Annotated in this window: 22 protein-coding genes; 21 read left to right on the forward strand and 1 reads right to left on the reverse strand. The window is 37.7% G+C overall.

Features of this window, described 5'->3' with window-relative positions; all coding sequences use genetic code 11:
• The first annotated feature begins 109 nt into the window (after positions 1-109).
• From gltB to ABYK18_RS00180, 11 genes are all read left to right on the forward strand, one after another.
• Positions 110-4,645 (forward strand): glutamate synthase large subunit, encoded by a 4,536-nt coding sequence (gltB, locus tag ABYK18_RS00130; protein ID WP_373034494.1) that lies wholly within the window; start codon positions 110-112, stop codon positions 4,643-4,645.
• A 12-nt stretch (positions 4,646-4,657) separates the two neighbouring features.
• Positions 4,658-6,121 (forward strand): glutamate synthase subunit beta, encoded by a 1,464-nt coding sequence (locus ABYK18_RS00135; RefSeq protein WP_373034495.1) that lies wholly within the window; start codon positions 4,658-4,660, stop codon positions 6,119-6,121.
• Between the two features lie 99 nt (positions 6,122-6,220).
• On the forward strand, positions 6,221-7,066 hold the full coding sequence (locus ABYK18_RS00140; RefSeq protein WP_373034496.1) for a tetratricopeptide repeat protein: 846 nt from the start codon (positions 6,221-6,223) through the stop codon (positions 7,064-7,066).
• A 16-nt stretch (positions 7,067-7,082) separates the two neighbouring features.
• Positions 7,083-7,910, forward strand: coding sequence for a GGDEF domain-containing protein (locus ABYK18_RS00145; protein ID WP_373034497.1), 828 nt, complete (start codon positions 7,083-7,085; stop codon positions 7,908-7,910).
• A complete protein-coding gene (locus tag ABYK18_RS00150; protein WP_373034498.1) occupies positions 7,907-8,314 on the forward strand; it encodes a DUF2391 family protein in 408 nt (135 codons plus the stop codon). The genes ABYK18_RS00145 and ABYK18_RS00150 overlap by 4 nt, the downstream gene beginning before the upstream one ends.
• 81 nt (positions 8,315-8,395) lie before the next feature.
• Positions 8,396-8,806 (forward strand): tetratricopeptide repeat protein, encoded by a 411-nt coding sequence (locus tag ABYK18_RS00155; RefSeq protein ID WP_373034499.1) that lies wholly within the window; start codon positions 8,396-8,398, stop codon positions 8,804-8,806.
• Between the two features lie 99 nt (positions 8,807-8,905).
• Positions 8,906-10,171, forward strand: a complete 1,266-nt coding sequence (locus tag ABYK18_RS00160; RefSeq protein WP_373034500.1) for an O-acetylhomoserine aminocarboxypropyltransferase/cysteine synthase family protein — start codon at positions 8,906-8,908, stop codon at positions 10,169-10,171.
• 90 nt (positions 10,172-10,261) lie between these two features.
• Entirely contained in the window at positions 10,262-11,383 is a 1,122-nt protein-coding gene (locus ABYK18_RS00165) for a homoserine O-acetyltransferase (protein ID WP_373034501.1), read from the forward strand.
• Entirely contained in the window at positions 11,376-11,564 is a 189-nt protein-coding gene (xseB, locus tag ABYK18_RS00170; protein ID WP_373034502.1) for an exodeoxyribonuclease VII small subunit, read from the forward strand. The genes ABYK18_RS00165 and xseB overlap by 8 nt, the downstream gene beginning before the upstream one ends.
• Positions 11,564-12,361, forward strand: coding sequence for a carbon-nitrogen hydrolase family protein (locus ABYK18_RS00175; protein WP_373034503.1), 798 nt, complete (start codon positions 11,564-11,566; stop codon positions 12,359-12,361). The genes xseB and ABYK18_RS00175 overlap by 1 nt, the downstream gene beginning before the upstream one ends.
• Complete coding sequence (locus ABYK18_RS00180) at positions 12,358-13,029, forward strand: ThiF family adenylyltransferase (protein WP_373034504.1); 672 nt, start codon at positions 12,358-12,360, stop codon at positions 13,027-13,029. The genes ABYK18_RS00175 and ABYK18_RS00180 overlap by 4 nt, the downstream gene beginning before the upstream one ends.
• On the opposite strand, the gene ABYK18_RS00185 is transcribed toward ABYK18_RS00180, so the two are convergent.
• The gene (locus tag ABYK18_RS00185; RefSeq protein ID WP_373034505.1) at positions 13,024-13,449 is read right to left on the reverse strand and encodes a cytochrome c; all 426 of its coding nucleotides are present in this window, start codon (positions 13,447-13,449) and stop codon (positions 13,024-13,026) included. The two genes, ABYK18_RS00180 and ABYK18_RS00185, sit on opposite strands and share 6 nt — an antisense overlap.
• 95 nt (positions 13,450-13,544) lie before the next feature.
• On the opposite strand from ABYK18_RS00185, the gene ABYK18_RS00190 reads away from it, so the two are divergent.
• The 10 genes from ABYK18_RS00190 to ABYK18_RS00235 all read left to right on the forward strand — a co-directional run bounded on the left by ABYK18_RS00190 (position 13,545) and on the right by ABYK18_RS00235 (position 21,754).
• Complete coding sequence (locus ABYK18_RS00190) at positions 13,545-14,681, forward strand: succinyldiaminopimelate transaminase (RefSeq protein WP_373034507.1); 1,137 nt, start codon at positions 13,545-13,547, stop codon at positions 14,679-14,681.
• On the forward strand, positions 14,678-15,178 hold the full coding sequence (locus ABYK18_RS00195; RefSeq protein ID WP_373034508.1) for a hypothetical protein: 501 nt from the start codon (positions 14,678-14,680) through the stop codon (positions 15,176-15,178). Before ABYK18_RS00190 ends, ABYK18_RS00195 begins: the two co-directional genes overlap by 4 nt.
• A 4-nt stretch (positions 15,179-15,182) precedes the next feature.
• On the forward strand, positions 15,183-16,496 hold the full coding sequence (gene murC, locus ABYK18_RS00200) for a UDP-N-acetylmuramate--L-alanine ligase (protein WP_373034510.1): 1,314 nt from the start codon (positions 15,183-15,185) through the stop codon (positions 16,494-16,496).
• Positions 16,496-16,825, forward strand: coding sequence for a hypothetical protein (locus ABYK18_RS00205; RefSeq protein WP_373034511.1), 330 nt, complete (start codon positions 16,496-16,498; stop codon positions 16,823-16,825). Before murC ends, ABYK18_RS00205 begins: the two co-directional genes overlap by 1 nt.
• A gap of 245 nt (positions 16,826-17,070) precedes the next feature.
• Entirely contained in the window at positions 17,071-17,247 is a 177-nt protein-coding gene (locus ABYK18_RS00210) for a hypothetical protein (RefSeq protein WP_373034512.1), read from the forward strand.
• A gap of 379 nt (positions 17,248-17,626) precedes the next feature.
• Positions 17,627-17,962 (forward strand): hypothetical protein, encoded by a 336-nt coding sequence (locus ABYK18_RS00215; protein ID WP_373034514.1) that lies wholly within the window; start codon positions 17,627-17,629, stop codon positions 17,960-17,962.
• A 315-nt stretch (positions 17,963-18,277) separates the two neighbouring features.
• Positions 18,278-18,496 carry a cold-shock protein gene (locus tag ABYK18_RS00220; RefSeq protein WP_373034515.1) on the forward strand — a complete coding sequence of 73 codons (219 nt, stop codon included), beginning with the start codon at positions 18,278-18,280 and terminating at the stop codon, positions 18,494-18,496.
• A gap of 125 nt (positions 18,497-18,621) precedes the next feature.
• Positions 18,622-20,841 carry an endonuclease MutS2 gene (locus ABYK18_RS00225; protein WP_373034516.1) on the forward strand — a complete coding sequence of 740 codons (2,220 nt, stop codon included), beginning with the start codon at positions 18,622-18,624 and terminating at the stop codon, positions 20,839-20,841.
• Between the two features lie 44 nt (positions 20,842-20,885).
• Positions 20,886-21,323, forward strand: a complete 438-nt coding sequence (locus tag ABYK18_RS00230) for a thioredoxin family protein (protein WP_373034517.1) — start codon at positions 20,886-20,888, stop codon at positions 21,321-21,323.
• Positions 21,320-21,754 carry a hypothetical protein gene (locus ABYK18_RS00235; protein WP_373034518.1) on the forward strand — a complete coding sequence of 145 codons (435 nt, stop codon included), beginning with the start codon at positions 21,320-21,322 and terminating at the stop codon, positions 21,752-21,754. Before ABYK18_RS00230 ends, ABYK18_RS00235 begins: the two co-directional genes overlap by 4 nt.
• The last annotated feature ends 30 nt before the right edge of the window (positions 21,755-21,784 follow it).

Consider the following 21,784-nt stretch of genomic DNA (forward strand, 5'->3'; position numbering starts at 1 on the left):
TTTTATTATATTTTTCTCAATAATTATGAATAGGTATTTAATATTACTTTAGATATTATTTTAAGAAATTATGATTACATCTGCGTGAATTATTTTGAAGGGAAAAACCATGAAAGCTGAGTATTTACCAAAGAGGGAGGGTCTCTATAATCCGGAATTTGAACATGACGCATGCGGTGTCGGTTTTGTTGCCCACTTAAAAGGAATTTCATCTCACGACATTGTACAAAAAGGTATTACACTTTTAGCAAATCTTGAGCATCGCGGTGCTGTCGGAGCTGAGAAAAACTCAGGTGACGGTGCGGGAATCCTAACACAGATGCCAGACAGATTTTTACGAAGAATCCTCAAAGATGACTCCATTGACCTGCCTGAGTTTGAACACTACGGTGTCGGTGTGGTTTTCTTACCAAAAGACCCTGAAGCTTACGCAGAGTGTAAGACAATAGTAGAAAACTGCATCGAAGAGCTTGGACAGAAGTTTATCGGGTGGAGAAGAGTCCCTACTTCAAACGAGACACTTGGATATACGGTTAAAAATGTTGAACCGTATGTACATCAAGTTATTGTAGGCAGAAACCCTGACCTTGAAAGCGCAGATGCTTTTGAGCGTAAACTTTTTGTAATCCGTAAGTATGCACAGTCAAAAGTAACGGCTTCACCGATCAACGGTACTGGATACTTTTATATGCCTTCGATGTCACACAAGACCATCTCTTATAAAGGTCAGCTTATCACTGAGCAACTGCCTCTGTATTTTCCTGACTTGAACGAACCGGATTATGAATCTGCTATCGCACTGGTTCACAGTCGTTTCTCAACAAACACTTTTCCCTCATGGCCTCTTGCTCAGCCCTTTAGATACATAGCTCACAACGGTGAGATAAACACTCTTCGCGGAAACATAAACTGGATGCGGGCACGTCAATCTATGCTCAAATCAAAACTATTCACTGATGATGAGTTGGAAAAAATCTACCCTTACCTCATCAACGAAGCCAAAGGTTCAGACTCTTCAGTTCTTGATAATGTTATAGAACTTTTAACCCTTGCAGGTCGCCCGCTTGCTCACGTTATGATGATGATGATTCCTGAAGCTTGGAAAGATGAAGAGATGGATGAAGAGAGACGTGCTTTTTATGAATACCACGCAACATTTATGGAACCTTGGGACGGTCCTGCTTCCGTAGCCTTTACAGATGGAAAAGTAGTCGGTGCAACGCTTGATAGAAACGGTCTTCGTCCTTCACGCTACTTTCTTACAAAAGACGATATTTTAGTAATGGCATCTGAACAAGGTGCTTTGGAATTTCCAACTGAAGACATAGTTCTAAAAGGAAGACTGCAACCGGGCAAGATGTTCTTGGCAGACTTGGAGCAAGGCAGAATAATCAGCGATGATGAGATTAAAGCAAATATCTCAAGTGTCCATAATTACGGCGAGTGGATAGAAAAACAAAAAATCGACCTTAATGATTTACAGCTTAACAACGAAGTAAAACAACCAAATCATGAGACAATTCTTCAACGTCAGAAATGTTTTGGATATACTCAAGAGGACTTAAAAGTCACTCTAACACCAATGGCAAATACGGCATACGAAGCAACAGGTTCTATGGGTAACGATGCGGCACTTTCAGTCCTTTCAAATGCTTCCATCAATCTCTACAACTATTTCCATCAGCTTTTTGCACAAGTGACGAATCCTCCGATTGACCCTATCAGAGAAGAGTCCGTTATGTCTTTAGTCTCTTACATAGGACCTCAGGGAAATCTTTTCCAAGAAGTGGATGAAGATCGCAGGTTCATAAAACTAAACTCCCCTATTTTGACTAATGAACAGTTTGAGAAACTCAGCGGTATCAACGAGTTTAATTTCCGTGCTAAAAAAATAAGCATACTTTTTGACTCCAAAAAACCGGGTTCAATGAAAGAAGCCCTTGACTCTGTCATAAAACAGGCAAGCGATGCGGTAAAGAGAGGTTTTGAAGTCATCATACTCTCAACCAGAGGCACTTCTATCAACCAAGCTGCCATTCCGACTCTGCTTGCTACAAGTGCCGTTCATCATCACCTCATTTCCGAGGGCATCAGAACAAACTGCGGTCTAGTCGTAGAGACAGGCGAAGCAAGAGCTATACATCACTTTGCTACGCTTATCGGTTACGGAGCAAATGCCATCAACCCTTACTTGGCATTTGAGTCCATTGAAGATATGCGCGCTCGTAAACTTATAGATGAAGACATCACTCATGAGCAGGCTATACAAAACTACATAACAGCCATCGGAAAAGGAATCTTTAAAGTAATGTCAAAGATGGGTATCTCGACCATACGCTCTTACACGGGCGCGCAGATATTTGAAGCGATCGGTCTTTCTCAAAACCTTGTTGACAACTACTTCAAAGGTACGCCGACTCGTCTTGAAGGTATAGACATAGACACTATCGAAGAAGAGACTCTTTTATGTCACTCTATAGCTTATCCTCGTGATATTATTGAGGCAAATGACTTACCTGTCGGAGGTCACTATGCCTACCGTCAACGTGGAGAAAACCATCTCTTTACACCTGAGACGATTTTCCTGCTTCAAAATTCTACAAAAAACAATAGTTACGAGACTTATAAGCAGTATGCAAAACTTATAAACGAACCTCAAGAAGCTTATGTGACTCTTCGCTCGCTTCTTGATTTTAAAGGACAAGAGCCTATAGACATTGACGAAATAGAATCCGTTGAGTCCATCATCACTCGTTTTGCTACGGGAGCTATGAGTTACGGTTCTATCTCAGAAGAAGCTCACACTACACTAGCCATCGCTATGAACTCCATCGGTGCAAGAAGCAATACAGGTGAAGGCGGAGAAGATGCTGCGAGGTTTGGTACTGAGAAAAACTCCAGGATCAAGCAGGTCGCGTCCGGGCGTTTTGGCGTAACTGCAAACTATCTTGTAAACTCTGATGAGATTCAGATTAAACTAGCCCAAGGTGCAAAACCGGGTGAAGGCGGTCAGCTTCCAGGTCACAAAGTAGATGAGATTATCGGTCGTACCCGTCACTCAACCCCGGGTGTTGGGCTTATCTCCCCTCCTCCGCATCATGATATCTACTCTATAGAAGATTTGAAGCAATTGATTCATGACCTTAAAAATTCAAATACCAAAGCTCGTATAAACACCAAACTTGTATCTGAAGTAGGTGTCGGAACCATTGCCGCAGGTGTTGCAAAAGCGCACTCAGACGTTGTTCTTATCTCAGGCTTTGACGGGGGTACGGGAGCATCTCCGCAGACTTCCATCAAACATGCCGGTCTTCCTTGGGAACTTGGTCTTTCTGAGACTCACCAGACTCTAGTTAAAAACGGTCTTCGCTCACGCATCGTAGTACAGACTGACGGTCAGCTTCGTACAGGTCGTGATATTGCTATAGCGACTCTGCTGGGTGCTGAGGAGTGGGGAATCGCTACTGCTGCACTTGTTGTCGAGGGTTGTATCATGATGCGTAAGTGTCACTTAAATACTTGTCCTGTCGGAATCGCTACACAGGATAAAGAACTGCGTGCAAAATATACTGGTAAGCCTGAACACATAGTAAACTATGTAAAATTTATTGCACAAGAGTTACGTGAGATAATGGCAGAGCTCGGATTCAGAACTATCAACGAGATGGTGGGTCGTACAGACAAACTAAAAGCTCGTGAGGGTGTAAACCACTGGAAAGCAAAGCATCTCCAACTTGACAAACTTTTACACCGTGTTCACCTGAGAAGCGACGATACGGCTTACAAGACTACAGAACAAGACCATGGCTTGGATATAGCGCTTGATAACAGACTTATTGAGTTAGCCCAGCCTGCACTAAAAAATGCAACTCCGATTAAAGAGAAGATAAGACTCCGCAACATCAATCGTACAGTAGGAACAATGCTCTCAGCAGAAGTTACGCGCAAGTATGGAGATGCCGGTCTTGCTGATGATACTATTTACTTCAAAGCCACGGGAAGCGGCGGACAGAGTTTTGGTGCATTTGTAAACAGCGGAATAACTTTTGAGATAGAGGGAGATGCAAACGACTACTTCGGTAAAGGTCTTTGCGGCGGTAAGCTTATACTCTACCCTCCCCACAACGCGACTTATGAGGCAAACGAAAACGTAATACTGGGAAATGTATCTTTTTACGGTGCTACAAGCGGTGAAGCTTATATCTACGGTCTTGCAGGTGAGCGCTTTTGTGTACGTAACTCAGGTGCCAACGTAGTAGTAGGTGCCGTCGGCGATCACGGTTGTGAATATATGACAGGCGGTCGTGTAGTCATCCTTGGTGAAATCGGAAAGAATTTTGCAGCGGGTATGAGCGGCGGTATAGCATATGTCTATGATGAACACGACAATCTTTCTAAAAGAATCAACAGAGGCATGGTAGACCTTGACAAAATCGAGACAGATGAAGATGAAGCAGAAGTAAAAGGTATGATAGAAAATTATGTCAAATATACCTCTTCAAAAGAGGCATCTGATATTTTAGCAAATTGGCAGACAAGTAAAGGGAAGTTTATTAAAGTCATGCCTGTAGATTACAAACGGGTTCTTGCACATCTAAAAAGAAGAAAAGATGAACAAGATGTTACAGCACATATAAGCGCATAGGAGGGTTTGATTATGGGAAAAATAACAGGATTTAAAGAGTACAAACGTCAAAACTTTTCACTAGCGCCGGTACATGAGCGTATCAAGCACTCCAATGAATTTGTAACTCCTGCATCTAAAGAAGAAATGGAACTCCAAGGCGCCAGATGCATGGACTGCGGAGTTCCGTTTTGTCACAGTAGCTATGGCTGTCCGCTTGGCAATCTCATACCTCAGTTTAACGACCAAGTATACAGAGACAAGTGGGAAAACGCTTTTCGCTCGCTTATGAGCACAAACAACTTTCCTGAGTTTACAGGCCGTGTATGCCCTGCTACTTGTGAGACTGCATGTGTGCTTGGTCTCAATGATGATGCAGTGACCATTAAAGGAATCGAGTATTCTATTATTGAGAGAGCTTACGAAGAAGGCTGGATGAAAGCTCAGATACCAAAAGTGTGTACGGGTAAAAAAGTTGCCGTTGTAGGTTCAGGGCCTGCAGGACTCAGCGTTGCAAATCAGCTAAACAAAGCCGGACATGCCGTAAGTGTCTATGAGAGAGACAAGCGCATCGGCGGACTTGTGCGTTACGGTATTCCAAACTTCAAACTTGACAAGAAAAAAGTTGTTCAGCGTCGTGTAGACATTATGGCAGAAGAAGGCGTAGAGTTTATCACTGAGGCTCATGTCGGCGTAGATATACCTTTAAAATCTCTGCAGGAACAGTACAATGCCGTAGTTCTGTGCGGTGGTGCATCTCTGCCGAGAGATTTACCGATACAAAACAGAGATGCTAACAACATCCACTTTGCTATGGAGTTTTTATCTCAGTGCAACTCCCGCATCGAAGGTGAAGAGATTCCAAAAGAAAAAGAGATTCTAGCAACTGCTAAACATGTAGTAGTTATCGGCGGCGGTGATACTGGAAGTGACTGTGTCGGAAACTCTGTTCGTCAAGGCGCTGCATCTATCACGCAGATAGAACTGATGCCAAAAGCTCCGCTTGAGCGTACCGATGGGATGCCGTGGCCTACTTACCCGAGAGTATTTAAACTATCTTCTTCTCAGGAAGAGGGTTGCGAGCTTGACTATAACATCCTCTCAAAATCGTTCATCAAAGATGAAAATAATAATGTAACCGGCATCAACTGTGCAAGAATAGAATGGGGAGATAAAGGTTTCACTGAGATAGATGGGAGCGAATTTATACTAAAAGCAGACATCATCTTTTTGGCTATGGGATTCTTAGGACCTGAGCAGACAGGTATGATAGAAGAACTCTCACTTGAAACTGACCCAAGAAGCAACGTAGCAACAAATAACTATGCAACTTCTGTAGAGGGCATCTTTAGTGCCGGAGACATGCGCAGAGGTCAGTCACTAGTAGTCTGGGCAATACATGAAGGACGAGAGTGTGCCATCGCAGTAGATGAGTTTCTCTCTCAAAAACCTACCCTTCTTAATGCTAGAAGTAAATCTCTTTACGAAAAGCGTTAATCTGCAACCAACTATATGGTTGTAGAAGTTTTTATATCTAAATTTTATTGAAGACATCTTTGTTATAATGAAAGTAATTTTTAATAACAAAGGCTATCTATGAATTTCACGTTGAAGTTTTTTATATTTTTTATGTTGCTCATATTTTCAAGTGTAGTATTTGCCAATGACAAAGATGCTCATGCGTCAAAGCCATTGTTGGAAAAACCTCTGATTGAAAGATATATTTTAGACGAACTAAAAGATTTGCGTATAGAAAATATGAAATTAAGAAATGAAGTTGAGAGAAGAATAACAAGAACAGAAGTTGAACAAACAGATCGAGCTGCAAGATACATGACTGATACAATTGGAAATGTATTTTATTTAATTGCCGCTGCTACGTCAATACTTATTTTTGCAGGCTGGAACTCTCTTAGAGATATTCGAAGTAAGACAGAAAATATTATTGAAGAAAGAGTGAATAAAATCACGCAAAAATACAATGCTCAAATGCAAAGCCTTGAAGAAGGCATGACACAACAATCAAAAAAAATACTAGACAATCAAAATAAAATATACAACACCCAATATATTCACTCTCTATGGATGCGTTCAAATTTGGAAACGAACACTCAATCAAGAATAGATATATATGACGAAATACTAAAAGTAAATGAGAATGATGCGGAAGTTTATGCCTACAAAGCAGATGCTGTTATTGATATGGATGAATATGAATGGGCTCTAAATCTAAGCAACAAGGCGATAGAGATTGATGCTGATTACGGATATGCGTATTGGCAACGTTCTTGTGCAAACGCTGCACTTGGAAATCAAAAAGAAGCAATAGCAGATTTGACAACAGCAATAGAAAAATCCCCTAATCTTAAAGATGAAATTGATAATGAAGAGCTGTTTGAGAATTTAAAAGAGAGCGAAGACTTCAAAAGGTTATTTGCCTAAAAGGTTAAAACAACAAATGAAGACACAAGAGATAGAAGATATTATAAAAAATGAAGAGATTGTTTTTAAAATTTCTGATATAGAAAAGATATTAGATGATGAAAGTATTTTAAAAAAATATGAAGATTATTATCCTGATAACTTATATAAAACTATTCTATCTTCCATTACGCATGAACATTTTAAAAGTAATGAAGAAGCAAAAAAGCTTTTTATAGAGATAATTTCTCATTATAAAAATTTAAATAATATTTTGCAAAGAGATGTAGGCTTGGTTGTCGCTTCATTAGATTATTTAACAAATATTGTCAATATTTTATCTGAACCGAAAATCATTGAAGAAGAAAAAAGTAATGTATTATCCGAAATGGCAACAATTGATGAGCTTACCGAACTCTATTTAAGAGATGTTTTTGATGTTGTTTTAGCTAAAGAGATCAGTGAGTCAAAACGAAGTCATAGAAAACTCTCTTTATTGATGATTGATATTGATGACTTCAAAAAAGTAAATGATACATATGGACATCAAAAAGGTGATGAAGTACTAAAAACAATAGGTAAGTTTTTAAACAACAATATTAGAGAAATGGATATGGCAGCCAGATATGGTGGAGAAGAGATAGTTATTCTTATGCCAAATACAACTGTCAATCAAGCTTTTAAGATAGCTGATAAGATGAGAGAGAATATATCAAAACTAACATTTGATGACTTTAGTGTTAAAGTAAGTATTGGAGTTGGTCAAACAGATGACAATGTAAATAGTGCAATGAAATTAATTGAAACAGCAGACAAAGCTTTATATAAAGCAAAAAACAGTGGAAAAAACAGAGTAGTTAAATGACAAAGAAAATAAACTTATATTTCAATTTAGAAGATGTTTCTCAAATAGCCATCGGCGCTTTTGCACTTGCTGTGCCTATTTCTTTTTCAGAAGAAGCTTGGAAGATTGGAGAAACACTTCCTATATTTAATTTAATGATTTTAGTTTTTTTATCATTTGGTTTTTTATCATTTTATGCATATGAGAATGTATTTCAAGCAAATATTCAAAAAAGATTTTTAGTATTTGTATTTCGTGTTTTTATAGCTTATTTAATAACTGTTTTCGTAGTCGCTATGATACTATTGGCAATTGACAAGTTTCCAATATTAGACAATTCATTTATTGCAATAAAGAGAATGATAGTTATTGCAATGCCGGCATCTATGGGTGCAATAATAGTTGATAGTTTTGATAAAGAATAATTAATCTAACTTTTTTAATTAAGTCAGCATTATTACAATTTTGTTAGAATTACGACTATTAAAAAATTACTAGGGATTGAAATGATTAGAATAATAATGAGTATTGTTTTTTTGTTAAATATAACTTTATCCGCTACTTTACTAACAGATGGGCTGGCTGAATGTAAAAAAGGAAATATGCAACGAGCTGCCGAACTCTACGATGAAGCTTGTGATGGTGGAGACAAGTATGCTTGTATAGAGCTTGGAGTTTTACATGTTAATGGTGACGGGGTAAAAAAAGACAGAAAAAAAGCGAAAAAACTATTTACCAAATCATGTAAATCAAGACATTCTAAGGCCTGTTTTTATCTTGGTGTTTTATATAAACAAGGTAGTGAAGACATAAAACAGGACAAAAGAAAAGCAAAGTTATTATTTGGTAAAGCCTGCAACATTGGATATGAAAGAGCTTGTGAACAATACAGACTACTACATGTAAAAGGCTACTAAAGAGCTTCTACGCAAACACCAATATATTACATATTTTTATATTAAGCAATTTTTGATAAAATTGCTCAAATATTTTAAACCACCTCTATTGGAGATATTATGGATTTACAGACAAAAGCACTGCATGCCGGTTACGAAAAAGACGCTCAGGGGACTATGGCAGTCCCTATCTATCAGACAACAGCTTATGAGTTTCGTGATGTTGAACATGCTGCAAATCTATTTGCTCTAAAAGAGCTTGGAAACATCTACACTCGTCTTAACAACCCTACTACGGATGTGTTTGAAAAACGTTTTGCAGAGCTTGAGGGCGGTGCTGCGGCAATCGCTACTTCAAGCGGTATGAGTGCTATCTTTTTTGCTATCGCAAATGCTGCTGAAGCCGGAGATAACATTGTTTGTGCCAAACAGCTTTACGGCGGTTCTTTAACTCAGACTGCTCATACATTAAAGAGATTTGGAATCGAAGCAAGATTTTTTGATGTTCATAAACCAGAGCAGATTGAAGCACTTGTAGATGCTAAGACTAAAGTCATCTTCTTTGAATCTTTGACAAACCCTAGCATTGACGTTGCCGACATCGAGGCTATAACTGCTATTGCAAATAAACACAACATTCTGACAGTGGTGGATAACACGGTAGCAACTCCTGTTTTATGCCGCCCCTTTGAGTTTGGTGCCGACATCACGGTTCACAGTGCATCTAAGTACACAACAGGTCAAGGTCTTGCTATCGGCGGTATTATGGTAGAGAGAAACGGTCTGGTCGATAAACTAAAAGGCAATGACAGGTATTCCCATTTTAATGAACCTGACGCTTCTTATCACGGTCTGGTTTACACAGATATTCCTCTTCCTCCGTTTAGCCTTAGAGCAAGACTTTCACTTCTTCGTGATTTAGGCGCAGTATCGTCTCCGTTTAACTCATGGTTATTCATCCAAGGAATGGAGCATCTCTCTCTTCGTATGCGTGAACACTCTAAAAATGCACTTGCACTTGCAGAGTTTTTAGAGTCGCATCCAAAAGTCAAGAAAGTAAACTATCCAGGACTAAAAAGCAACTCAAACTATGAAAATGCACAAAAGTATTTTGAAGACGGACAGTGTTCCGGTCTTCTAAGTTTTGAAGTTGCGTCTTTAGAAGAAGCTACAAAGATAGTAGATGCAACTAAGCTTTACTCTCTGGTTGTAAATATCGGTGATTCTAAATCAATCATCACTCATCCTGCATCTACGACTCACCAGCAACTTACTCCAGATGAACTTATCGCATGCGGTGTTCCTGAGGGACTTATCCGAATCTCTTGCGGACTTGAATCCATAAAAGATCTTATAGATGATATGAAACAGGCTTTAGAAGCTTAGCGTAGAGAAATAAAGGGCAGATTATTTTGCCCTTTTTCCCTCAATCAAATTAGTATTAAGTCATTTTCGCTAAAATAACACAATTATTTTATGGAGAGCTACAACTTGCCCTTGAACCTACAAACACATACTGAGCATTTTACAAATCCTCTTTATCTTGAAAGCGGTCGTATTTTAGAACCTTACGACATCACATATGAGACATATGGTGAGCTAAACGAAGACAAGAGCAATGTAGTTGTAGTTTGTCATGCACTGACAGGTTCACACCACTGTGCAGGCGTATATGAAGATGAGACAAAACCCGGTTGGTGGGATGGACTTATCGGTCCGGGCAAGGCTATAGATACAGATAAGTATTTTGTAGTCTGTTCAAACGTCATAGGCAGTTGTTTCGGTTCAACGGGTCCTATGAGCATGCAGCACCATCATCATGATTATTACCGCTACAAGTTTCCCGTTGTAACCATAAAAGATATGGTAAAAGCTCAACGCATCCTTTTTGACAGACTTAATATTCACAGAGTTCATGCTATTGTCGGCGGTTCTATGGGCGGAATGCAAGCTCTTCAGTTTGCTATCCACTTTCCAAACTTTGCAAACAAGATTATCTCTATGGCATCTACACATGCAACACAGCCTTGGGCGATAGCCTTTAATAAAGTTGCACAAGAGTCAATCCTAAAAGATCCGGAATTTAAACAAGGTTATTATGATCCTGAGCTTATAAAAGAACAGGGTCTCGCAGGTATGGCGGTCGGTCGTATGGCGGGACATATCAGCTTTTTATCTCATGAATCAATGGCAAGTAAATTTGGCAGAGAGTATAAAAGGACTGACGGTCTTTACGAACTTTTCGGTAAGTTTCAAGTTGAATCATATTTGGAATATAACGGTTACAACTTTACAAAATGGTTTGACCCGTTAGCTTATCTGTATATTACAAAAGCTATAAATATTTTTGATCTCTCCCGTGATTTTGATTCACTTGCAGAAGCTCTTAAAAAGATAACTGCAAAAGTGCATCTCATCAGTTTTAGAGATGACCTGCTCTTTAAAAACACGGAGATGAAAACTATAGCCGACACTCTTAGTCAAATAGGCAATGAAAATTATGACTATATAGATATAGACAGCGACTACGGTCATGATGCCTTCTTGGTTGAACTTGACAAATTTGAAGATTATGTAAAGGATGCACTCAATGAGTAAGACAGAGAATTTCGAGACAAAACTCGAAAATGCAAAAAAGACTTTAGAGACTCTAATGAATCCTGAGATCACACTCCAAAACAGTGTAAAAGCGTATGAACAAGGTATGAAAGAGTTGGCTGAAGCCAGCAAGATACTCGAAGAAGCCGTTATAAAAATCAACGAAATAAAGAATAGCTGATGCGTTGTGCGGTGCTACAACTCAGTGCGCAGGGAATGAGTAGTACAAAACTATACAATTACATACGAGTCGCAAACAGCAAAGGTGTTAAAGTCCTACTTCTTGGCGAATATGTTTTAAACCCTTTTTTTAAAGAACTTGAAAACATGTCTGTCTCTATGATTAAAGAGCAGGCGGAGCATCAGAGCAAAGTGTTAAGAGAACTCTCTTCTACTTACAACATGACGATAGTCGTGCCTCTCGTAATCGTAAAAAAGCAGCAGGTTTATAAAACAGTAGCCAAATTTGCTCCCTCTTCTACCGCTTACTATCAACAACAACTTCTTATAAACTATACACATTGGAATGAAGAGAAGTTTTTTGCAAACGACATCAAACCTATACAGACACCTATGATTTTTAAGGTTGACGGTTTCAAGTTTGCAATCATCAGCGGTTTTGAGCTTCACTTTGATGAGTTGTGGACACAGATATCTGCTAAAAACGTAGATGCCGTCCTGCTTCCAAGTGTCTCGACTTTTGACTCTTACGACAGATGGAAGAGTCTGATACTTTCTCGTGCATTTACTCACAACTGCTACATTCTTAGAGCTAACCGCATAGGTGAGTACAAAGATAAAGAGTTTACGTGGAAATTTTACGGAGACTCCATACTGGCATCTGCAAACGGAGAGCTGCTTACCCACCTAGGCAACAAAGAAGAACTTATGATAGTAGACATGAGCCATACGGAAGTTATTCGAGCAAGACGCTCTTGGGGTTTTAAAGAGATGATGAACAAAAGGATAAGAACATGATGAATTATTTTCACCGTCAGGTGCAACTGTGGGGCGAAGAGACTCAAAATCTTCTGCAAACTAAAAAGATAGCTGTTGTCGGTTCAGGCGGACTTGGAAGTTCTTTGGCTTTTGCTTTGGGCGCAAGTGGAATCGGTGAAATCCATATGATAGATTTTGACGAAGTATCTCTTCACAACATTCACCGCCAAATAGCTTTTAAAAGCGGTGATGTAGGCAAAAACAAAGCTGTTATCAATGCACAGCTTATAGAGCAAAGATGCCCTTATGTTAAAGCCATAGCTCATGAATGTAACTTTGAAGAGTTCTCTAAAAAAAATATTGATGTTGATTTAATCATAGATGCTACGGATAATCTTCCAAGCCGCGGTGAGATAAACGAGTATGCAAAAAGAAAAAACGTGCCGTGGGTATATGGAAGTGTCGAAGCTTTTCACGGACAAGTATGTTTCATAGAAAATTCATCTTTTACGGATGCTTTTAAGATTATCCAAAAAACACCTGCAGGAATAGCTGCACCTATTGTTATGCACATAGCATCTCTGCAGGCTAATCTGGCTCTTAGATATTTAGCAGGCCTGAGTGTTAAAAAAGACACTCTATACTATCTTTTTTTTAACGATGAAGGCGAACTTATAACTCAAAAATTCGGACTCCCTAAGCTATAGCTTAGAGATGTAGTCCGACACTGCTTTAATCTTTTCATCATCAAGTTTAGAAGCTTGACCTACCATAACGCTTTTCATAACTCCGCCGTAAGTTCCTTCTTTATAGCCTTTTAATGCATCTGCAATTTTTCCTGCATCCCAGCCTTTTATAATCTTAGATTTTCCAAGTGCTGATTTTTCGGCATTTTGACCGTGACAAGCAGAACAAACATTAAAGATAGTCTTGCCGTCTACTTTGACTTCTTCTTGTTTTACAACGACTTCTTTTGGTGCTTCAACAACTTCTGTTGAAGGTGTTTTTTTAACTTCACTAGCCTCTTTTACAACTTGCTTTGGCTGAGCCTGTTGCACCTCTTTTTTACCGTCTTCACCGCATCCCAGAAATAAAAATGCGAGAACTATCGAGAGTATTATTTTCATCTTGTACATCCTTACGCTTTTTATAAGAATATCGTTAAAGTGCTTCTAATAGATTTAAGATATAATTGCAATAATTTAAACTAAGCGAACAATATATGAAATTTGAACCATATCCATTTGAAAAACTAAATGATTTACTGAAAAATATTGTACCTAACCCTAATTATGCTCCCTCAGTTTTGACAATCGGTGAGCCTCAGTTTGAGACTCCCGCATTTATTCAAAACAGACTTTGCGACGATGCATATTTACTTAAAAAATATCCAAAAACTTCAGGTGAAGAGAATCTAAGAACTGCTCAAAGAAATTTTGTACAAAAAAGATTTGGAGTTGAACTAAGAGATGATGAGATTATTCCTACTTTTGGAACTCGTGAAGTACTTTTTAATTTTCCACAATTTTTACTCTTTGATAAAGAAAACCCTGTTATGGCTTTTACAAATCCTTTTTATCAGATTTACGAAGGCGCTGCCATAGCTTCAAAAGCTAAGATGCTGCTTATGAACTTAAATGAAAGTAACAACTTTAAACCGGAAATTGATGAAAAAGAGTTAAGCAAGTGTGATCTTGTAATCATCAACTTTCCAAACAACCCGACATCTTCCGTACTGACTCTTGAAGAGCTCTCAAAGTGGGTAAAACTAAGTCTAAAGCATAACTTTGTACTTATAAACGATGAGTGTTACAGTGAACTTTATACAGATGCTAAGATACCCTCACTTTTAGAGGCATCAATGAATGCAGGAAATTATAATTTTAAAAATATTTTAGTAGTAAACTCTATCTCAAAACGTTCATCGGCACCTGGTCTTCGTTCAGGTTTTATTGCAGGCGATAAAAATATTTTAAAAGAGTACATGAACTATAGAACATACATCGGTTGTGCTTCTCCTCTTCCTCTTCAAGGTGCAGCGGCAATTGCATGGAGTGAAGAAAAACATGTTGAATCAGCCAGAAAAATATACAAAAAGAATTTTGCTCTTGCAAAAGAGATACTTGGTATTGAGATGCCAAAAGCAACATTCTACATCTGGCTAAAAGTGCAAAATCCTTTGGAATTTACAAAAAAACTCTACGAAGAGTACAACGTAAAAGTTCTGCCGGGTGAATATCTTGCAAGAGAAAACAGCGAAGGCGAAAATCCCGGAAAAGATTTCGTAAGAATAGCTTTAGTTGAAGATGAAGAAAAGACAAGAAGCGCATTAACAAGAATCAAGGAGTGTTTAGCATGAGTGCAGAAGATTTAAAAGCAAAAGTACTAGAAGCTCAACAAAACTCTGATATAGCTTCTTTGTACGTCCTAGAACAAGAAGCACATGAGCTATTTGATGAAGATACTCTTCAAGGCTTTTATGCAAATATCCTCGATTTGGCGTTAGAGAGACTCACAGAAACACTTGAAGCCCACAGAGTAATGGATATGACTGAAGTTCAAGACTTTGCAACTCTAAGAGCACTGTATGAGTACGCTATGGAGTATTATCACTCAGGAAACATCTCAGATGCAAGTGCTCTTTTTGAAGTTCTAAGCGGACTTACAAATGATGAGAAATTTTCCAATGCCCTAAAGTTTCACTGGATAGCTTCTTCAGAGAATATAAATCTTGACGATTTTATGAATAAGATTGCGGACATGAATGCAACTCAAGATGCAGGTACATTTTACATAAGTGCTTTCACAAAAGAGGCACAGAAATTGCTAGACAAATCCCAAAGTAACGGGGAGTAAGCGTATGAAAATTCATTTCATCGGAATTGGCGGCATAGGTATCTCAGGATTGGCTCAATACATGCACTACAAAGGGCATGAAGTCAGCGGCTCAGATATATCTGATACAATAATCACCAAAAAACTTCGTGACTTAGGCATAAAAGTCACAGTACCTCATAGCGCGGACGCTATTGACTCCCAAGATCTGGTAATACACTCGGCAATTATCCGTCCCGATAATCCGGAAATCATAGAGGCGAAGAAAAAAGGCATAGAAGTACTTGCCCGTCGCGAAGCACTGCTTCAAATCCTTGATACTTCAAAAGTCTACTCTGTTGCCGGTGCTCACGGAAAGAGTACGACTACAGCTATTTTAACGGCTATTATGGACGGTTCTGCGATAATCGGTGCAGAATCAAAAGCATTCGGTTCAAACGTAAGATATGATGAGACAAACGATGTAATGTTGTTTGAAGCTGATGAGAGTGACGGAAGTTTTATCAACTCAAATCCTCATTGCGCAATAGTTATCAACGCCGAACCTGAGCACATGGAGTATTATGACTATAACTATGAACTATTTTACGATTCATACAAAACATTTATTAACTCTGCTCCGTGTCGTGTTTTAAATGCAGAAGACCCATTTTTAAATACTTTAAAAGATGAAGTAGATGCTCACTGGCTCTACCCTAGTAAAGATATAAAAGACATAGAGTTTGTTCTTATCAACGATGAACCTCACACAAGATTTACTCTTAAAGATTTAGGTTCATTTGATGTATGGGGCTTTGGTAAACATATTGCTCTTGATGCGGCACTTGCAATTTTAGCTGCAAACGAGTCTATGGATATCGAAGAGATAAGAGCCAAGCTTCTTACATTCAAAGGTATCAAAAAACGTTTTGATATAGTCGGAGCTGAAATCGACAGCGTTATCATTGACGATTACGGACATCATCCTACTGAGATAAAAGCAACATTTGAATCTGTAAAAGAGTATGCACATCTAAAAGGTTTTGACAAGATCACGGCTATCTGGCAACCGCATAAATATTCACGAACGATTGACAACCTTGAAGAGTTCATAAAATGTTTTGAAGGCGCTCAGGAGCTTATTATACTTCCTGTATGGTCAGCAGGTGAAGCTCCTCGTGATATAGACTTCAAAGAGAAGTTTAAAAACTACAACCTTACTATGGCAGACACTATAAAAAGAGCAAACAACAATATAACCGTCATTAAAGACAAAGAGACTCTAAAGACTTTAGACAAAGGTCTTATCATAGGCTTTGGTGCCGGAGATATAACTTATCAAATAAGAGGAACAGCATAGTGGCTTATATTGCAGGTCTGATAATCGTAGGGTTTTTATTTTTAGCCCTGCATTACTTTACGGAACTAACTCGTCATCAAAAGATAATTGTCGCTGCTATCGCTTTAGGCATAGTCTTTAGTGCTGTTGCCTTTAACGCTTACAGTAATACCCAAAGAGACAAGATGCTAAATGTTGTCATGAAATTCAATCAAAACAAAACTGTAAAATGTAACGGCATAGATGTTAATAACTCTCAATACACAATCAGCATCGGAACTTATACATTCATAGGCAAAGAAAAGACTCCCCATTACGGTCAAATGATCAGTGCTTCTACTTGTGAGTAGAAAGCACTAAAATCTAACTAATCCCAAAGCAATTCAAACTTCTTTACTAATCGTACTTTACATTTTATAAAACACTGCACAACAACAACATATTTTTCAACATTTAACATACAGCTTGCATGTTTATTTATTTTACATATACGGTATTAATAGTGTTATAATGTTTGTTGAATAAATAGTTATACTAAAGGATTATTATATGGCAAATTCAGTAGATGTTGCACAATTTATGTTAGATAAATTCAATGTATCAAATGGATATTGTTTATGATATTGAAAACACATATGGAGATGAATTTGTATATGAAAATGAAAATGGAAACATGGCAATTAAAAAAACAGTTTTGACCGCTTTTAGCAAACTTAAAAAAGAATACGATATTGAGTGGAACAAAAGTGAAAAAGCTTGGTTTTTAAACTGAAATAGTATAACAAACCTTTGGAGAGAAATAGTTGACCCTGCGGGTAACTATTTCTCAACTCAACCGTTAGATAGAATGCAAGGATATGTTTATTTTGAACCAAACATTATGTGCGTATTGTGGAAAGGGTAAAGCCACCGACAAAGAACATGTTTTCCCAAGGAGCTTATATCCAGCCTCAAAGGTGAGTTCAAAGGTACAGCGACTTACTATCCCTTCCTGTAACGTGTGCAATAATGGATGGGCAAATGACGAGGCTCATTTCCGAAATGTCCTAGCATTAGCGGGTGAACCGAATAATAGTCGCAATAAACTCTGAGAGAGCAAGATTCAATGCAGCTTCGAGGAAAAGGATGCTCACCGTCGCATTCATGATATTTTGCAATTAATCGAGGTTGATTGTAAATCCAGACATATAATTTATCCAGGAGAAGATGAAAGAGTTCTTCGAGTCGTTAAGAAAATCGTTCGTGGGCTAAGTCATTACCATAATATTTTATCTGCTGTACCAGAATCACATGTCTGGATAGATGTCATGAAATATCAAATACCTGAAAAATTCTTGGAACATATGAATTATGATCATCGTGAACTAGATATTGTTAAGTATCGGTACTCAGTTATTAAAGAGGATGAAATGCAATCAGTTTGGTTTATAACATTTTTTGAGAGAATCACATTTGTTAGAATCGTGATGTTACATCCATATGAGTGAATTTCATGTGATAAAAGCTTTTAGTTCTTTATGGGAATCCAAGCTATTGTATAAAATAAAAACGCCAAAAACTACGGTCAAATAATCAGTGCTTCTACCTGCAAATAGCTAAATTATCACAAAAGTACATATTTATTAGTATATTTGTGATTATTCAGATATACTGTTGCTAATGAAAGATGATTCTAGTTACATCTTTAGTCGGCTTTGTATTGATAACTCCTTGTTAACAGTTAAATTCACCTAAAAATAAGACTTTATATTAGATTTTCAACCACTTTAGAAATAAGGTGTATTAACACACAAGGATTCACAATGGCAGAATTAGTAAATGGAACAGTAAAATGGTTCAACAGCGACAAAGGTTTCGGATTTATCGAACAAGAAAACGGTGGTAAAGATGTATTCGTACACTTCCGTCAAATCAACAGCAACGGTTACGACCGTGTTTCACTAAACGAAGGTCAAAAAGTTACTTTCGAAATCGGTGAAGGCGAAAAAGGCCCACAAGCAGAAAACGTTACAGGAATGTAATTTTTCTCATTGAGCAGATTTTTCTGCTCAATACCCTCTAAACAACTCCCCCAAAAACCCCAACATAATCAAAATTCAGCTAAAATTGCAAATATAAAAGCAATCAATAGGTAAAATAATAAATTATGGCAATAGACAAAACCTCTAAACTAGAATTACTCATAAATCAACTCGACTTGAGTGAACATATAGAACAATTTAAAAACTTTTTTTCCCGTCAAAGTTCACTATATATCGAAGGTGATCAAGAACTGCATTTTCGTTACATCAAAGCACTTGACAAAGTCGAATTCAAAGCTCCCCCAAAAGTTGCAGACTTTTACGACATAAAAGGACATCTTAAAAAAAGAGGTGTGCTTAATTTTGAGCAGATATTTGAGATAGTAAAGATAGTCAGATATTTTCGTTACTTTAAAAACCGCGAACTTGAAGGCATCATCGGTGATTGGATGAGTAACTTTGAAGTTCATGAAAAGTTTCACGATGTTGAAAAGTATTTTACCGTCGATGGCAAGTTTGAAGAAAATCTGGACCAGACACTTTTTGGTTTGAGTGCAAGAATAAAAGAACATAAAAACAACATGAGCACATCCATGAAAAGGATGATGTCAAGCTCCAAACTTGCAGGTTATCTTGTAGATACTCAGGTTCACTACGTAAACGATGAGGAGTGTCTTTTGGTTCGCGGCGGATTTAACCATGTTTTAAAAGGTGCTGTCATCGGGCGAAGCAGCGGCGGATTTTTCTACGTCTCGCCAGATAGCATCTTAAAATCAAAAGAGCAGATAAGATACATAGAACAAGAAAGAGAAGCAATCTTTTACACCTATGCAAAAGAGTTTTCTACTGTATTATGGGAACTTCAGCCTTTCATCGCTTACATAGACAAAGAGTTTACAAAGTTTGACAACTATCAGGCGAGAGTCCTCTTTGCCAGAAGTAAAAACCTTCAAATCGTAAAATCCAAGAATGACTCCAAAATCATACTTAACAACTTTACCCACCCTGCTCTGCACAAACCAAAACCGGTGAATGTCGACTTTACTAAGAACATACTTATGGTGACTGGTGTAAACGCCGGTGGAAAGACTATGCTTTTAAAGTCTATCTTGGCATCTGCTTTTATGGCAAAATACATCATTCCAATGTCAATAAATGAGCACAAGTCACACATAGGAAGTTTTAAAAATATTCTTGCCATCATAGATGACCCTCAAAATGTAAAAAATGATATCTCGACGTTTGCGGGACGTATGCAGGAATTCTCAAAGATATTCGAGTTCAAATCCGCCCTTGTCGGTATAGATGAGATAGAACTGGGAACCGACAGTGATGAAGCGGCAGCCCTTTTTAAAGTCATACTTGATGACCTTATTAAAAGAGGACAAAAAGTTGTAGTCACTACTCACCATAAACGTCTTGCCGCTTTGATGGCTGACCGCGACGATGTAGAGCTTATGGCAGCCATTTATGATGAAGAGCAGAGAGTTCCGACATATGAGTTTATGCAGGGAATCATCGGTAAAAGTTACGCTTTTGAGACAGCCAGCAGATACGGCATCTCAAATATTTTAGTAAATGAGGCAAAAAATGTTTACGGCGACAACAGCGAGAGACTAAACCTTCTTATAGAGAGAGGTTCTCAGTTAGAACGTGAGCTAAAACAAAAACACAAAAAAGTCGATGAAAGACTTGAAGAGTTGAGACTAAAAGAGTTAGATTTAAAAGAGCAAAAAGAGACACTATTTAAAGAGATAGACAAGCAAAAAAAAGAGCTGATGGAGAGTTACGAACTTGCTATAAACGAAGCAAAAATGGCAGCAAAAGCCGGAGACACAAAAGCCATCCATAGAGCTATGAACAAAGCAAACAAAGAGTTGCCAAAAGAGAAAAAAGAACCTCTTCCTAACAACTACCAATTTAAAGTCGGTGATTTTATCAAATACAGAAACAACAAAGGCTCCATCGTATCTATAAAAGATAAAAAAGAGGCTCTTATAGAAGTAGGCGGTATGAGGCTCAGAGTAAAAACAAAAGATCTAAAACCGACTAAAAATATACACATAAAACCTCAAACAAATGTCAAAGTAAATGTAGAAAAAAGAGCAGGCTTAAAATGTGACTTACACGGCATGAGGGCAGAAGAAGCCGAAGAAACACTAGACAAATTTCTCTCAGATGCACTGCTAAACGGCTGGGATGAAGTCATCATTTACCACGGCATCGGAACAGGTAAACTCTCTTATGCAGTTAAAAACTTTTTAAAAGCACATCCAAAAGTTAAAAAATTTGAAGATGCTCCACAGCATCTTGGTGGATTCGGTGCTAAGATTGTTACTCTTTAAACGGTAATTATGCTAATATTTTCTAATTATCACAAAGGTTTTCAATGAAAATACTTCTATTCATATTACTGACATTCTCTTTTATATTTTCTGCACAGATAGATGAGTTTGCATCTGAGGTAAACTACTCAAGAGATTACACTTCTGCATTAAAGATTGCAAAAGAGCAAAATAAGCTGCTTATGCTTGTAGTAGTAGGTGACTACTGTCCCTGGTGTAAAAAATTTGAGAGAAAAACATTAAGTTCTTCTTTGGTTCAAGGACAGACAAAAAAAGATTTTATACCTATAATCATCGACAAGAACAGAGACAAAGGCAAATATCCGTCGGAATTTTATTCAAGACAGATTCCTACTGTCTTTTTTATAAATCCTAAAACACAAAAACACATCTTTGAATCTCTTGGATACTCAGATAAAACGACCTTTGCAATAGATATGGATTTAGCTTTAAAAGCTTATAAAAGAGAGCATAAACAATGAAGATAATATTCTTTTTATTACTCGTTACTTCACTTTTTTCAAAATCTTTTTATACACTTGACAATGTTAAGAACCTTAGTCTGTTTATGCCTAACAAAGTAGGCTTTATGGATAAAGAAGAGAAAAAGAAATTAAAAGAGAGTGTATTAGAGAGACTAAGAAAAGCAGGTTTTGTATTTGGCAAGACAGATTCTACGACTTTCATGATAAAAATAGAATCTATTCGCGTCAATGACACAGAAGTAATACATGTTCAGCTAGGTCTAGGTGAAGAAGTTTTAACTCACCGTCCCGGCAATGTACACAGTTTTGCACTGACTTATTTGGCAACCGACTTTATGGAATCCGATGAACCTATAAAAGACACAATAGAATCAGTGGATTCTTTGTTATCTGAGTTTCTTGAAGCTTATAAAGACGATAATGAGTAAAATAATAAATTAAGTCCTATTAAATATAGA

The sequence above is a fragment of the Sulfurimonas sp. genome (genome assembly GCF_041563495.1).
Classification (GTDB): domain Bacteria; phylum Campylobacterota; class Campylobacteria; order Campylobacterales; family Sulfurimonadaceae; genus Sulfurimonas.

What these genes read in the sequence shown, in the direction of transcription:
- murC (WP_373034510.1), top strand. Translation starts at nt 15,183, where the DNA reads ATGAAAATTCATTTCATCGGAATTGGCGGCATAGGTATCTCAGGATTG.
- gltB (WP_373034494.1), top strand. Translation starts at nt 110, where the DNA reads ATGAAAGCTGAGTATTTACCAAAGAGGGAGGGTCTCTATAATCCGGAA.
- ABYK18_RS00160 (WP_373034500.1), top strand. Translation starts at nt 8,906, where the DNA reads ATGGATTTACAGACAAAAGCACTGCATGCCGGTTACGAAAAAGACGCT.
- ABYK18_RS00175 (WP_373034503.1), top strand. Translation starts at nt 11,564, where the DNA reads ATGCGTTGTGCGGTGCTACAACTCAGTGCGCAGGGAATGAGTAGTACA.
- ABYK18_RS00220 (WP_373034515.1), top strand. Translation starts at nt 18,278, where the DNA reads ATGGCAGAATTAGTAAATGGAACAGTAAAATGGTTCAACAGCGACAAA.
- ABYK18_RS00195 (WP_373034508.1), top strand. Translation starts at nt 14,678, where the DNA reads ATGAGTGCAGAAGATTTAAAAGCAAAAGTACTAGAAGCTCAACAAAAC.
- ABYK18_RS00210 (WP_373034512.1), top strand. Translation starts at nt 17,071, where the DNA reads ATGTATCAAATGGATATTGTTTATGATATTGAAAACACATATGGAGAT.
- ABYK18_RS00140 (WP_373034496.1), top strand. Translation starts at nt 6,221, where the DNA reads ATGAATTTCACGTTGAAGTTTTTTATATTTTTTATGTTGCTCATATTT.
- ABYK18_RS00135 (WP_373034495.1), top strand. Translation starts at nt 4,658, where the DNA reads ATGGGAAAAATAACAGGATTTAAAGAGTACAAACGTCAAAACTTTTCA.
- ABYK18_RS00185 (WP_373034505.1), bottom strand. Translation starts at nt 13,449, where the DNA reads ATGAAAATAATACTCTCGATAGTTCTCGCATTTTTATTTCTGGGATGC.
- ABYK18_RS00190 (WP_373034507.1), top strand. Translation starts at nt 13,545, where the DNA reads ATGAAATTTGAACCATATCCATTTGAAAAACTAAATGATTTACTGAAA.
- xseB (WP_373034502.1), top strand. Translation starts at nt 11,376, where the DNA reads ATGAGTAAGACAGAGAATTTCGAGACAAAACTCGAAAATGCAAAAAAG.
- ABYK18_RS00150 (WP_373034498.1), top strand. Translation starts at nt 7,907, where the DNA reads ATGACAAAGAAAATAAACTTATATTTCAATTTAGAAGATGTTTCTCAA.
- ABYK18_RS00225 (WP_373034516.1), top strand. Translation starts at nt 18,622, where the DNA reads ATGGCAATAGACAAAACCTCTAAACTAGAATTACTCATAAATCAACTC.
- ABYK18_RS00230 (WP_373034517.1), top strand. Translation starts at nt 20,886, where the DNA reads ATGAAAATACTTCTATTCATATTACTGACATTCTCTTTTATATTTTCT.
- ABYK18_RS00165 (WP_373034501.1), top strand. Translation starts at nt 10,262, where the DNA reads ATGGAGAGCTACAACTTGCCCTTGAACCTACAAACACATACTGAGCAT.
- ABYK18_RS00155 (WP_373034499.1), top strand. Translation starts at nt 8,396, where the DNA reads ATGATTAGAATAATAATGAGTATTGTTTTTTTGTTAAATATAACTTTA.
- ABYK18_RS00235 (WP_373034518.1), top strand. Translation starts at nt 21,320, where the DNA reads ATGAAGATAATATTCTTTTTATTACTCGTTACTTCACTTTTTTCAAAA.
- ABYK18_RS00145 (WP_373034497.1), top strand. Translation starts at nt 7,083, where the DNA reads ATGAAGACACAAGAGATAGAAGATATTATAAAAAATGAAGAGATTGTT.
- ABYK18_RS00180 (WP_373034504.1), top strand. Translation starts at nt 12,358, where the DNA reads ATGATGAATTATTTTCACCGTCAGGTGCAACTGTGGGGCGAAGAGACT.